Raw genomic sequence first — 12,639 nt, 5'->3', positions numbered from 1 at the left:
GAGTCCGCCTCGTGGGCACGGAGATGTGTATAAGAAACACCGCCGGCCCCCCGCTGAAGGGCACCGACATCAAACTCGCGCCCCTCGCCTTCAGCCGCGCCCGCACACGAGCCCCCTGCTGCGAAGCCGGCACCGACGCCCGCGCGGCCGGAGCCGCCCGCGGCTGCACCGGCAAAGCCTGCGACGCCGCCTCCGGCGGCCGCGCCCGCGCATCCCACACCGACCCCGCCGCCGCCCGCTGCAGCCCCGCAGCGGCCAGGCACACCGCCGACGCCCGCGCCGGGAGCCGCGCACACGCCGCCGACTCCGACGCCGGGTGCCGCAACTCCGGCACCGGGCGCCGCTGCTCCGGGAGCACGACCCGGCACGCCGCCCACGGCCGCAACGCCGACACCCGCAACGCCCACGGCTCCGACAGCGGCGCCGGCCGAGCGCCGGCCCGGCGAACGTCCGGGTGGCGCCAAGCAACCGCCGGGCACGCCGCCTGGCGCAACATCGCCGGCAACGCCCGCGCCGGGCGCGACACCGGCCGCGCCGGGTGCTGCGGCCCCGCCAGCGCGCCCCGGCACGCCGCCGGCAGCCACAACGCCAACGCCGGCCGCACCTGCAGCGCCGGGAGCCGCAACACCGGCACCGGGTCAGCAGGGACGTCCCGCGACACCGCCCGGCGTATCACCGGCGCAGGGAGCCGCCATGGGCGCGCCTGGCGCAGCACCGGCGCGCCCTGCCGGCCCGCCCGCCGCGACAGTCGTCCCCGGCTCGGCCGCCGCAACGCCGCCGCCCGGCCAGGCGCAATACGCCCCGCCGACGGTTGCACCTGCATTCCGCGCCGCGCCTGCGGTCGCAGCGCCGCTGCCGCCGCCGCCGCGGCATGACAACATCACGCCGCTCGCGATCGGCGCCGCGGTCGGTGCGGGCGTGGTGGCCGGCGCCATCATCGGCGGCAGCATCGCCGACCTGCGCGGCCAGCGGCAGGAAGTGGTCGAAGGCGGCCGCACCATCTACACCGAGCCGGACCGCGTCATCATCCGCGACCCGAGCGGCCAGGCCTATGTGCGCGGCGACGACGTCTATCGTTTCCGCTATGGCGCGCGCGACATCCGCACTGAGACGATCGGCGGCGAAACCCGCACCATCGTGGTCCGTCCCGACGGCAGCGAGATCATCACGGTGGTCGGTGCCGACGGCCAGATGCTGCGCCGGATCCGCAGGGATCCCGGCGGGCGCGAGCTCGTCATCATCGACAACAGCTATCGCGATCCGCGGGCGGTCGGCGGCTTCTATGTCGACGTACCGCCGCCGGTGGTCAACATTCCCTACAATCGCTACATCGTCGACGCCCAGGACGCGTCGCCCGACGTGATCTACGAGACCATGGAGGCACCGCCGGTGCAGCGGATCGATCGACGCTACTCGCTCGAAGAGATCCGCTACAGCCCCAATGTCCGCATGCAGATGCCGAGCATCGACCTCAACACGATCAACTTCGACTCCGGATCGTGGACCATTCCGCCGGATCAGGCGGCGAGGCTGCAGGTGATCGCCGACGGCCTCAACCGGGCCATCCAGCGCAATCCGCGCGAGGTGTTCCTGATCGAAGGCCATACCGATGCGACCGGCAACGACACCGACAATCTGTCGCTGTCGGATCGCCGCGCGCAGTCCGCGGCCGAGTTGCTGACCCAGCAGTTCGGCGTGCCGGCCGAAAACCTCACCTCGCAGGGTTACGGCTCTCAATACCTGAAGGAGCAGACCGACGGTCCGAGCCGCATCAACCGGCGCGTCACCGTCCGCCGCATCACCCCGCTGCTCAACGGCGGCACCGCATCCGCCGCACCGCCGCGCTGAGCCGACGCGACATCACACGACGAAATGGCCGGGAGCGATCCGGCCATTTTGTTTTTTGGCGAGAGGGAACTGGCAGCCGTGTAAGAGCTGCGCGACCTCCTCCGCAAGCGGGAGAGGTGCAGCAAACACCGATCACCGCGCCATCTGCTGCGGATCGTAGAAGAAGCGCTCCTCGACCAGCTCCTCGCCGCGCCAGGTCTGCCAGGCGACCTCCTCCATGCTGCGGACCTTGCCGTCCTTGCCGGTGAATTCGAACCGCCAGCAGATCGCCGAATGGTCGCCGTCGAGCAGCAGCGGCCCGAGCCGCGTGGTCTTGACGCCGGAGACCGCGGCCAGCACCGCCGCCTCGCGCGCCGCCAGCGCCTCGCGGCCGACGCGCCATTCGCCGTCATTCTCCTGGGTACGGGCATCGGCCGTGTAGAAGTTTCTGATCGCGCCGACATGGTCGTTGGCTTCGACCGTGTCAGCGAAGGCTTGCAGCGTCTTGAGTGAGGGCATCGGGCAATCTCCATTTACCGACTGTCAGTCGGTATTTATCGACTGATAGTCGGTAAGTCAACTGGCGCTGCCACGGAACCTGGGTTAGAGATGGATGATGGCAACCCAGGCCGAGCGGCGCGAGAAAACCAGAGCCTCGATCGTCAAGGCGGCGCGGCGCATCTTCGGCGAGCGCGGCTTTGCGGCGGCGACGATGGACGACATCGCCAGCGGCGCGCGGGTCGCAAAAGGCGCGGTCTATCATCACTTCGCGACCAAGGAGGCGGTGTTCGAAGCGGTATTCGAGCAGGTGTCGATCGACCTCGTCGCCGATCTCGACCGCATCTCGCGCGCCGAAAACGATCCGCTCGCGGCGATGGCGGCAGGCACGCAAGGTTATTTCGCGGCGTGCTCGAAGGGCCCGATCGGACAGATCATCCTGCGCGATGGCCCCGCCGTGCTCGGCTGGGAGCGCTGGCGCGAGATCGACGCAAAACATTTCGGCGGCAAGTTTCCGCGCGCGCTGGCGGCTGCGATGGATGCCGGCGTGATCGCGCGGCAGCCGATCGAGCCGTTGGCGCGGCTGTTGCTGGGTGCGGTGACGGAGGCAGCGGTCGCGGTGTCCGCGGGGCCCGACATCGGCAAGACCGGAACAGACTACGCGCGTGCGTTCGGCTCGCTGCTCGATGCGCTGAGGGTGAAGTAACCGGCTCTCTCCGTCGTCCCTGCGAAAGCAGGGACCCGTAATCACAGGATCGCGTTGCTGAAGCGAGCTGGGCCCCAGCCTTGCGCAACAATTGACGGTCGTGGTTATGGCTCCCGGGTCGCGCTTCGCTTGCCCGGGACGACAGCGAGTTTGTGGCGCGGTTCGCGCCCAGCTCAATCCTTGTCGTTCTCGAGCTGGAAGATCTGCGCGCCTTCGCCGCTCGAAATCAATCCGGTCTTGTTGTAGAGGCCGAGCTTGGCGCGAGTGTCGGCGATGTCGAGGTTGCGCATCGTGAGCTGGCCGATACGGTGTTCCGGCGTGAAGGGGGCGTCCTCGACCTTCTCCATGCTGAGCCGCTCCGGCGCATAGGTCAGGTTCGGGCTCTCGGTGTTGAGAATTGAATAGTCGTTGCCGCGGCGCAGCTCGAGCGTCACCTCGCCGGTGACGGCGCGCGCCACCCAGCGCTGCGCGGTCTCGCGCAGCATCAAGGCCTGCGAATCGAACCAGCGGCCCTGATACAGCAGCCGGCCGAGCCGCATGCCGCTGATGCGGTACTGCTCAATCGTATCCTCGTTGTGGATGCCGGTGACCAGGCGCTCATAGGCGACGTGCAGCAGCGCCATGCCGGGCGCCTCGTAGATGCCGCGGCTCTTGGCTTCGATGATGCGGTTCTCGATCTGATCGCTCATGCCGAGGCCATGGCGGCCACCGATCGCATTGGCTTCCAGGAACAGCGCGACCGGATCGGCAAACGTCTTGCCGTTCAACGCGACCGGCTGGCCCTCCTCGAAGCGCACCACGACCTTCTCGGGCTTCACGTCGCAATCGGCACGCCAGAACGGCACGCCCATGATCGGGTTGACGATGGTGATGCCGCTCGACAGGCTTTCGAGATCCTTTGCCTCATGCGTCGCGCCGAGCAGATTGCTGTCGGTCGAATAGGCCTTCTCCGCGCTCATCTTGTAGGCGAAGCCCTGCGCGGTCATGAACGCCGACATCTCGGCGCGGCCGCCGAGCTCGTCGATGAACTGCTGGTCGAGCCAGGGCTTGTAGATCCGCAAGCTCGGGTTGGTCAGCAGGCCGTAGCGATAGAAGCGCTCGATATCGTTGCCCTTGAAGGTCGAGCCGTCACCCCAGATGTTGACGTCGTCCTCCTGCATCGCCGCGACCAGCATCGTGCCGGTGACCGCACGGCCGAGCGGCGTGGTGTTGAAATAGGTGATGCCGCCGGTCGAGATATGGAACGCGCCGGACTGGATCGCGGCAATGCCTTCATGGACCAGCTGGGTGCGGCAATCGACCAGGCGGGCCTTCTCGGCGCCGAAATCCATCGCCTTGCGCGGGATCGCGTCGTAATCGGCCTCGTCGGGCTGGCCGAGATTGGCGGTGTAAGCGAACACCTTGGCGCCCTTCAGCTTCATCCAGAGCAGCGCTGCCGAGGTGTCGAGTCCGCCTGAGAACGCGATGCCGACTTTTTCGCCAGTGGGCAGGCTTTTCAGAATCGTACTCATGGGACGGTCCAATCGGTCGAAATGGATGAGGTTTCAGGGAGTCGCGATAACAAATTTCCGAAGGCGGGGCACGCCTTTAATCAGGCCTCGGGCTGGCTGGGCTCCGCCTTGCCGCCGCGGCGCCAGCGCTGCATCCAGCGGTAGCCCGGCATCGCGAGCCGCGTCAGCGCGGCATCGACCTGGGCGTCGGTCAACCGGGTCGCCGCCCAGCGGTAGATCAGCGCATAAAACAGCCAGACGGTGAAGAACGACACCAGGCCGGCGATCGCGACATCGGTGAAGAAATGACCGCCGAACGCCATTCGAAGCCCGCTCGTGACTATGCCGAACACGGTCGCCCCGGCAAAGGCCAGCGGCCGCCAGGCGGGCGGCGTCAGCGCCGCCGGCGCGTAGGTCCAGAACGCGGTGGCACCCTCGCCGGAGAAGAACGAGCAGTTGCGGGGACAGCCGCCGCGCGGGTCCCACCACGGCTTGAACGGCAAATCGCCGCCGAACTGCGTCACGAACACCGGCCGCGGCCGGCCCCAATAGTTCTTGAAGGTGAGGTTGGTGAGCACGCCGGCCGAGAGCAGCATCGTGGTGAGCAGGAACACCGCGGCGCGGCCGGACATCAGCATCGGCCGGTCCGGCCGGATGAATTTCCAGACGATGGTCACGATCGCCGGCAGCACCAGCGCCCAGGCGATCCACATCGCCGCATCGCGCGCAAACTGCGCCACGGTATCGAGCTTCACGGGGAAGGTGTTCTGCGCAGCATTGTAGAACAGCGCCGCCAGCTTGAGGTCGAGCTCGGGATAGATCCCGAACAGGATGCCGACGATAAGCGCGAGCGCCAGCGCAATGAAAAGTCCGGTCCGGTTCATGGCGCGCGGTTTAGCCGAGGCGGGAGGGCATGGGAAGCATCACGGCCGCGGCGATTGCGACGGCAATGGCGGGGGCGGCGGCAGGGGACGCGGCGGCTCGCGCCAGGCGCCGGCAGTGCGGCCGGCGATCAGCCAGTAGACCAGCCCGGCGACGATGCCGGCGCCGGTCATGATCTCCATGTGCCGGCGCACGATGCCGTGGAACTGCATCGTGTCAGGATCGAACGGGATCAGCCCGAGATAGCAGGCCGCGCCGACGATGGCACCGCCGACCGCATAGGCCAGCACGCCCCTGATGAAGAACGCCTCGGTGATCAGCACCACGATCAGCGCCGGCAGCAGCGCAAAGCCCGAGATGAAGATGAAGCCGAAGCCGAGCACGATATCGATCGCGCTCTGGTCGATCCGCCCACCGAAATCAGAGATCTCGGGATACAGCACCGCGCCGACCACGATGATACCGGCCACGAAGCAAGCCATCAGGAAGCCGAACGCGACGACGAACAGGCGGCCGATCAGGGCCATGCTACAGGCTCCCCGTCATTGCGAGCGGAGCGAAGCAATCCATGTCCCACCATTGCTGAGGAATGGATTGCTTCGTCGCTTCGCTCCTCGCAATGACGGCACTTCTCAATCCGTCATCGCCATCGCGCGCAGCGCCTGGCGCTCGCGGGCGGAGAGCTTCTCGGTCTCCGACTTGAGCTGGCCGCAGGCGGCGAGGATGTCGCGGCCGCGCGGCGTGCGCACCGGCGAGGAATAGCCGGCGTTGAAGATGTATTCGGAGAACTTTTCGATCTGCTCCCAGTCCGAGCATTCGTAGGCGGTGCCCGGCCACGGGTTGAACGGGATCAGATTGATCTTGGCCGGAATGCCCTTGAGCAGTTTGACCAGCAGCTTGGCGTCATCGAGCGAATCGTTGACGCCCTTGAGCATCACATATTCGAAGGTGATGCGCCGCGCATTCGAGGCGCCGGGATAATCGCGGCAGGCCTGCAACAGCTCCTTGATCGGATATTTGCGGTTCAGCGGCACCAGCTCGTTGCGCAGCTCGTCGCGCACGGCGTGCAGCGAGATCGCGAGCATCACGCCGATCTCCTCGCCGGTGCGCTGGATGTTCGGCACCACGCCCGAGGTCGACAGCGTGATGCGGCGGCGGGAGATGCCAATGCCCTCATTGTCGCCGACGATCAACAGCGCATCGCGCACCGCGTCGAAATTGTAGAGCGGCTCGCCCATCCCCATCATCACGATGTTGGTGACGCGGCGCGTGCCGTCCTCGCGGTCGGCCCAATCGTTCAGCCGGTCGCGCGCCACCATCACTTGACCGACGATCTCGCCGGCGGTGAGGTTGCGCACCAGGCGCTGCGTGCCGGTGTGGCAGAACGCGCAGTTCAGCGTGCAGCCGACCTGCGAGGAGACGCACAGCGTGCCGCGATCGGTCTCGGGGATGTAGACGCACTCGACCTCGTGCGCCCGCTCGACCTTGTCGCCGCTCGGCAGTCGCAGCAACCATTTGCGGGTGCCGTCATTGGAGATCTGCTCGGCGACCACTTCGGGACGGTCGACGGTAAAATGCTTCTCGAGCTCGGCGCGCATGTCCTTCGAGACGTTGGTCATCTCGGCAAAGCTCTTGGCGCCGCGGAAATACATCCAGTTCCAGAGCTGCTGGGTGCGCATCTTGCGCTGGCCGGCCTGCACGCCGATCTCGCCCAGGCGATCGGCGATCTCCGCGCGCGACAGCCCGATCAGCGACGGCTTGGCCGGCGGCACATAGGTTTCGAGCGGAACCTTCTCGACCAGCGCGCTGGCGCCGGGTACGGCCTTGGTGTTTGCGGTGTCGGTCATGAAACCTCAAATAGGCCTTCCAGCCCGTGCTGGAAAGCCACCAAATACCTCGATTTTGCGTCTCTGAGCGGACTTTGTCGGCCGGATCGCGCTCTAGCGCCGGCAGTCCTGCCCCAGCCGGTCGAGTGCCTGCGCCAGACCCTTCAGCGAGAAACTGTCGATCGTCTCGGTACCCTTCGCCGAAACGGCTTTTACCGTCAGATCGGCCGATTTGCGCATGGCTTCCACCATCCGCTCCTCCTCGGCCGCATTCTTGATCCAGAGGCCGTCGCCCTGCGTGTACATCGCATAGGTCCCGCCGCCGACCTGCAACGTCGATTCCGAGCCCGGCTTCACGGTGTAGCCGATCATGATCGAGACTTCGTTGACGACCTTCTCGGCCGGACGGGTGGAGATGAAAGCATAGGCCGGATCGCGCGGCCGGTTCGGCGGGCTGGTCTTCGACGACGACGGCTTGGCGAGCGCAAAGCACACTTTCTTGCCGTTGGGCGAGGCGGTATACGCGCCCCAGGTGCCGAATTGGCCGATCAACGTGGGCTCCGCACCGCCGGCCGCAGCCGCGGCGGCCGAAGGCGCCGGCTTGGCCGCTTCTTTCTTGGGCGCAGCCTGCGTCGGTGCAAGGGAGATGATCCCGCACAGGACACAAGCCGCCGATGATGTCAGAATCTGCCGCACGGCCAACTGGTTCCCCCATCATTGTGACTGCAAGATGGCCCGGCGATTCCCCCTCCGCCGGCTCGGATGGATAACCGGGAAACGCTTTTTTGGGAAGGCAGTTACGCGCGGACGCGCGTCAGCCAAAAGCCGCATACGCGTTGCCCGCATCTCAGTGCTTGTTGTCGCTGATCAGGTCTTGATCAACGCATGATCAACCCTTGGCGCGCGCCGCGCGCTGGCTCTCCCATTGCGCGTCGGTCCATTGCAGCAGGTCCTCGGCACCGGAACTGCGTAAGTGCGAGCCGCCGTCCTGCACCACCATCTCGCCATTGATGTAGCCGGCCTGGTCCGAGATCAGGAAGGTCGCGAGATTGGCGAGCTCGGAATGCTCGCCGGCGCGGCCGAGCGGATTGCGATGCGACCAGGTCTCGCCGCGCCCTTCGGGACGCAACTGTCCGGTCGCACCTGGCGTCGGAAACGCACCCGGCGCGATCGCTACGGTACGGATTCCCTTCGGACCCCATTCGACGGCGAGGCTCTTGGTCATCGCCAGCACCGCTGTCTTGGCCATCGACGACGGCACCGTGAAGGCGCGGCCGGTGATGGTCGAGGTCGAGAGGATCGAGAGCACCACGCCCTTGTGCTTGCCGTCGATCCAGCGGCGGCCGGCAGCGAGCGTGCAGTACATCGTGCCATGCAGCGTCGGCGCGAGGATCGCGTCCGCGGCACGGAATGACAAATGTTCGCTCTGCGCAATAAAGGTTGCGGCAGCATTGTTGACGAGTACGTCGATCGGCGCGTCCTGCCAGACCTGATCCATCATCGCCTCGACCGCGGCGCCATCGCGAATATCGCAGCGCGCGATCGAGACCTTGGCGCCGAGCTCGCTGCGGAATTTTGCGGCGGTTTCCTCCAGCAGCCCCTCGCGCCGCCCGCAGATGATCAATTCGGCGCCGAGTTCGGCAAAGCGTCGGCCCATCGCCGCGCCAAGGCCGGAGCCGCCGCCGGTGATCAGGATGCGCTTTTTCGCTAGCAGGCCTTTTTCAAACATAGTTTGATCCCTCCGCGCTGTATTGTCGCTCCGCCGCAAATCCGGCATGAAGCTTGTAGTCCACGATCTTGCAGCTCTTTCTGCGTCCGAAACTCAGGTGTGTCCATGAAAGCCATCCTCTGCTCGCAATACTGTCAACCCGACGATCTCGTGCTGGCAGACGTGCCCGATCCGGTGGCCGGACCTGGCGAGGCCGTGATCGCGATCAAGGCGGCGGCGCTGAATTTCTTCGACATCCTGATGATCCAGGGCAAGTACCAGATCAAGCCGCCGTTCCCGTTCTCGCCGGCCGCCGAAGTCGCCGGAGTGATCGAGAGCGTCGGCGCTGGCGTCACCGATCTCAGGGTCGGCGATCGCGTCGTGGCGTCATGCGGCCACAACGGCGCGCGCGACAAGATCGCGCTGCCGGCGAATACGATCGTGAAGATTCCCGACAATCTCGATTACGACCGCGCCGCAGGGATCATCATCATCTACGGCACTGCGCTGCATGCGCTGGAAGATCGCGCCAGCCCGAAGCCCGGCGAAACGCTCGCGGTGCTCGGCGCCGCCGGCGGCACCGGCCTTGCCGCGTGTGAGCTCGGCAAGTTGATGGGCCTCAACGTGATCGCCTGCGCCTCATCGGACGAGAAGCTCGCATTCGCCAAGCAGCACGGCGCCGAGCTGACGCTGAACTACGCCAAGGAAGATTTGAAAGAGGGCCTGCGCAAGCTGACGAACGGCAAGGGCGCCGACATCGTGTTCGACCCGGTCGGAGGTTCCTATGCCGAAGCCGCGCTGCGCTCGACCGCATGGGAAGGCCGCTTCCTGGTGATCGGCTTTGCCGCCGGCGACATTCCGAAGATCCCGCTCAATCTCGCGCTGCTGAAGGGCTGCGATATCCGCGGCGTGTTCTGGGGCGCGTGGGCGCGACAGAACCCGGAGAAGAACCGCAAGAACCTCGAGAAACTCGTGCAGTGGACCGCGGAAGGCAAGATCTCCTCGCATGTCGACCGCACCTTCCCGCTGTCGCAGACCGCTGAAGCGCTGAAGGTGCTCGCCGGCCGCAAGGCGATGGGCAAGGTGATCCTGCATCCGGGCAGCTGAGCGCGGATGGAAGCTAAGTAGCCCGGATGGAGCGAAACGAAATCCGGGCTACGCGTACGCGCGCTTACTCCGCGTCCTCAGGCACGCCGCGCTTCAGCGCCGCTCGTGCGGCTTCGCGATGCTCCGGCGTGATGTGGCTTGCCACCATGCGGATCGCGGTTGCGAGCACCGCGGCATCGTCGGTGAAGCCGAGCACCGGCAGCATGTCCGGAATGAAATCGAACGGCAGGATGAAATAGGCTATCGCGCCGAGCAGCGCGGCCTGGACATGGCGCGGCGTCTGCCGGTCGAAGGCGCAGTAATAGGCGGCCAGCAGTTCCTCGGCGAAAGGCAGCCGCGCCACCACTTTCTTGAACTTGATCCAGAAACGGCGGCGCACGCTTTCGGGGTCCTGCGCCAGCCGGTCGGCAGGCCCAAATCCCACACCATAGTCGGTCGAAGGCATCGCTGGGTTCCTCGGCGCCGCGCGACGTTTGCGCGGCGAACGATGCGAATCTGGGGATGTCGGCCAACCGGCGCAAGGTTGCGGCCGGGTCAATTGACCCCAAGCTGCCGTGCGATCGCGTTCATGGCCTTGGCGAGATCGATATCGCGCTTGGTTACCCCGCCGACATCGTGCGTCGCCAGCACGACCTCGACCGTCTTGTAGACGTTTTTCCATTCGGGGTGATGATCGTTCTTCTCGGCAACCAGGGCGGCCCGCGCCATGAAGCCGAAAGCCTCGTTGAAGTCCTTGAACACGAAGGTCTTTGCGATTGCCTCGCGTCCGGCCAGCTCCGACCAGCCGGCGAGTTCCCAGAGCGCGGCCTTCCTTGCTTCCGCTGACAGCTTCTCGACCATGGTAACCCTCCCGTCTGGCGCCGACCTTAGCCTAACAACCGGCCTTGGGGTGGGATCCATGCCGAAATTAAGGCCGAAATCGCGTCCTATCGCCGCTGGTAACCATGACGGAGATGTAACATCTGTCCGTTCAGTAATTTGCTACAAACAGAGGATGTATCCCCGTTGGTAGTTTGCGAAATTGAGCCCAGACGATTGTTTGCGAGATCGATGATCCAAGGCCGATGACAGACGGCTCCGCCAGCATATCGCCCAAGCCGTTGCGCTCCGCAAAGCGCCGGCTGATGTTCGTTTTGATCGCGGGCGCGCTCGCCATCATCGGCGCGCTGATCGCCGGCTACTATTTCGCGGTGCGTCCGGTGACGCTCAAGATCGCGGTCGGTCCTGCGAACAGCGATGACCTCAAGGTCGTGCAGGCGCTGGCGCAGGCCTTCAACAACCAGCAGCACACCCAGGTCAAACTCCGACCGGTGCAGACCGACGGCGCCACCGCCAGCGCGCAGACGCTGGCCGACGGCAAGGCCGATCTCGCCATCATCCGCGGCGACCTCGAAGTGCCGAAGAATGCGCAGGCGGTCGCGACCTTGCGCAAGAATGTCGTGGTGATGTGGGTTCCGCCGGCAAAGGGCAAGGTTCGCAAGTCCGCCAGGATCACCAAGATCGCGCAGCTGGCCGGCCGCAAGATCGGCGTCGTCGGCCGCACCCCGGCCAATGTCAATCTGCTGAAGCTGATCCTGCAGCAATACGGCGTCGATCCGATGAAGGTCGAGATCGTGCAATTCCCGGCCAATGAGGCGCCGGACGCGATCAAGAACCTCAAGGCCGACGCCTATCTTGCCGTCGGTCCGGCCAACAGCAAGCTCACGATCGACGCCATCACGGCATCGACCAGGGACGGCGGCGAGCCGACCTTCCTTCCGATCGACGCGTCCGAGGCGATCGCGCAAAACCATCCGGCCTATGAGGCCGCGGAGATCCCCGCCGGCTCGCTCGGCTCGGCCGACCGTCCCGACGACGAGGTGAAGACGATCAGCTTCTCGCACCACATCGTCGCGCGAAAGGGCCTGTCGGACTCGACGGTCGCAGCCTTCACCCGGCAATTGTTCGCGATCCGGCAATCGCTCAAGAACGACTTCCCGCTTGCCGCCAAGATCGAGACGCCCGACACCGACAAGGATGCCACCATCCCGGTGCATCCCGGCGCCGCCGCCTTCGTCGACGGCGAAGAGAAGACCTTCCTCGACCGCTACAGCGATTACATCTGGTGGAGCCTGATGGCGTTCTCGGCGATGGGCTCGGCCGGCGCGTGGTTCGCCGGCTATCTCAAGCAGGACGAGCGCAACACCAACACCTCGCAGCGCGAACGCCTGCTCGAGATGCTGAAGGCCGCGCGGCAGAGCGATTCGACCGAAGAGCTCGACCAGCTGCAGGCGGAGGCTGACGACATCCTGCGCCACACGCTGGACTGCTTCGAGCACGGCGCGATCGAGGAAGGCACGCTGACCGCGTTCAACATCGCGCTCGAGCAGTTCCACAACGCCGTCGCCGACCGCAAGGCGTTGCTGCTGAGCATGCCGCAGAATCTGCAGCGGGCTGCGTCGCAGTTCCGCGCGGCAGGAACGGCATAGGTCTTCCCACCTCCGCTGCTTTGTTGTCCGCGAACGGTCTCTCTCCGTTCCCTTCCCCTTGCAGGGTCACGCGCGAGGCAGGCGCGCTGCCAAAATATCGAAAACAACCCCATGCAAAGCACCCGGC

At 65.9% G+C, this 12,639-nt stretch carries 13 protein-coding genes; 4 read left to right on the top strand and 9 right to left on the bottom strand.

Annotation, left to right across the window (positions count from 1 at the left end):
• The first annotated feature begins 693 nt into the window (after nucleotides 1-693).
• On the top strand, nucleotides 694-1,848 hold the full coding sequence (locus CK489_RS09310) for an OmpA family protein (protein WP_095732088.1): 1,155 nt from the start codon (nucleotides 694-696) through the stop codon (nucleotides 1,846-1,848).
• A 132-nt stretch (nucleotides 1,849-1,980) separates the two neighbouring features.
• Here the strand turns inward: CK489_RS09310 and CK489_RS09305 are convergent, their stop codons facing one another.
• Nucleotides 1,981-2,346, bottom strand: a complete 366-nt coding sequence (locus tag CK489_RS09305; protein ID WP_050631313.1) for a polyketide cyclase — start codon at nucleotides 2,344-2,346, stop codon at nucleotides 1,981-1,983.
• A 97-nt stretch (nucleotides 2,347-2,443) separates the two neighbouring features.
• Here CK489_RS09305 and CK489_RS09300 point away from each other — a divergent pair, with 97 nt between their 5' ends.
• The gene (locus CK489_RS09300) at nucleotides 2,444-3,031 is read left to right on the top strand and encodes a TetR/AcrR family transcriptional regulator (RefSeq protein WP_050631312.1); all 588 of its coding nucleotides are present in this window, start codon (nucleotides 2,444-2,446) and stop codon (nucleotides 3,029-3,031) included.
• A 173-nt stretch (nucleotides 3,032-3,204) separates the two neighbouring features.
• On the opposite strand, the gene argG is transcribed toward CK489_RS09300, so the two are convergent.
• The 6 genes from argG to CK489_RS09270 all read right to left on the bottom strand — a co-directional run bounded on the left by argG (nucleotide 3,205) and on the right by CK489_RS09270 (nucleotide 8,958).
• Nucleotides 3,205-4,542 carry an argininosuccinate synthase gene (gene argG / locus CK489_RS09295; protein WP_095732087.1) on the bottom strand — a complete coding sequence of 446 codons (1,338 nt, stop codon included), beginning with the start codon at nucleotides 4,540-4,542 and terminating at the stop codon, nucleotides 3,205-3,207.
• A gap of 80 nt (nucleotides 4,543-4,622) precedes the next feature.
• Complete coding sequence (locus tag CK489_RS09290) at nucleotides 4,623-5,405, bottom strand: phosphatase PAP2 family protein (RefSeq protein WP_095732086.1); 783 nt, start codon at nucleotides 5,403-5,405, stop codon at nucleotides 4,623-4,625.
• A gap of 39 nt (nucleotides 5,406-5,444) precedes the next feature.
• Nucleotides 5,445-5,930 carry a hypothetical protein gene (locus CK489_RS09285; protein WP_095732085.1) on the bottom strand — a complete coding sequence of 162 codons (486 nt, stop codon included), beginning with the start codon at nucleotides 5,928-5,930 and terminating at the stop codon, nucleotides 5,445-5,447.
• A 105-nt stretch (nucleotides 5,931-6,035) separates the two neighbouring features.
• The gene (rlmN, locus tag CK489_RS09280; protein ID WP_095732084.1) at nucleotides 6,036-7,250 is read right to left on the bottom strand and encodes a dual-specificity RNA methyltransferase RlmN; all 1,215 of its coding nucleotides are present in this window, start codon (nucleotides 7,248-7,250) and stop codon (nucleotides 6,036-6,038) included.
• A 93-nt stretch (nucleotides 7,251-7,343) separates the two neighbouring features.
• Nucleotides 7,344-7,889, bottom strand: coding sequence for an invasion associated locus B family protein (locus CK489_RS09275; protein WP_502694110.1), 546 nt, complete (start codon nucleotides 7,887-7,889; stop codon nucleotides 7,344-7,346).
• A 229-nt stretch (nucleotides 7,890-8,118) separates the two neighbouring features.
• Nucleotides 8,119-8,958, bottom strand: a complete 840-nt coding sequence (locus CK489_RS09270) for an SDR family oxidoreductase (protein WP_095732082.1) — start codon at nucleotides 8,956-8,958, stop codon at nucleotides 8,119-8,121.
• Between the two features lie 105 nt (nucleotides 8,959-9,063).
• Between CK489_RS09270 and CK489_RS09265 the strand changes: the two genes are divergently transcribed.
• Complete coding sequence (locus CK489_RS09265) at nucleotides 9,064-10,044, top strand: NADPH:quinone oxidoreductase family protein (protein WP_095732081.1); 981 nt, start codon at nucleotides 9,064-9,066, stop codon at nucleotides 10,042-10,044.
• Between the two features lie 64 nt (nucleotides 10,045-10,108).
• Here CK489_RS09265 and CK489_RS09260 read toward each other — a convergent pair whose 3' ends face one another.
• Together CK489_RS09260 and CK489_RS09255 are read right to left on the bottom strand one after the other, a co-directional pair.
• On the bottom strand, nucleotides 10,109-10,489 hold the full coding sequence (locus CK489_RS09260; protein ID WP_050631305.1) for a YkvA family protein: 381 nt from the start codon (nucleotides 10,487-10,489) through the stop codon (nucleotides 10,109-10,111).
• 89 nt (nucleotides 10,490-10,578) lie between these two features.
• Entirely contained in the window at nucleotides 10,579-10,884 is a 306-nt protein-coding gene (locus CK489_RS09255) for a 4a-hydroxytetrahydrobiopterin dehydratase (protein ID WP_095732080.1), read from the bottom strand.
• 224 nt (nucleotides 10,885-11,108) lie between these two features.
• On the opposite strand from CK489_RS09255, the gene CK489_RS09250 reads away from it, so the two are divergent.
• A complete protein-coding gene (locus tag CK489_RS09250) occupies nucleotides 11,109-12,512 on the top strand; it encodes a TAXI family TRAP transporter solute-binding subunit (protein WP_244486396.1) in 1,404 nt (467 codons plus the stop codon).
• The last annotated feature ends 127 nt before the right edge of the window (nucleotides 12,513-12,639 follow it).

The sequence above is a fragment of the Bradyrhizobium sp. UFLA03-84 genome (assembly GCF_002289535.1).
GTDB classification, from domain to species: domain Bacteria; phylum Pseudomonadota; class Alphaproteobacteria; order Rhizobiales; family Xanthobacteraceae; genus Bradyrhizobium; species Bradyrhizobium viridifuturi.
This window is presented reverse-complemented; position numbering and strand designations above follow the sequence as displayed.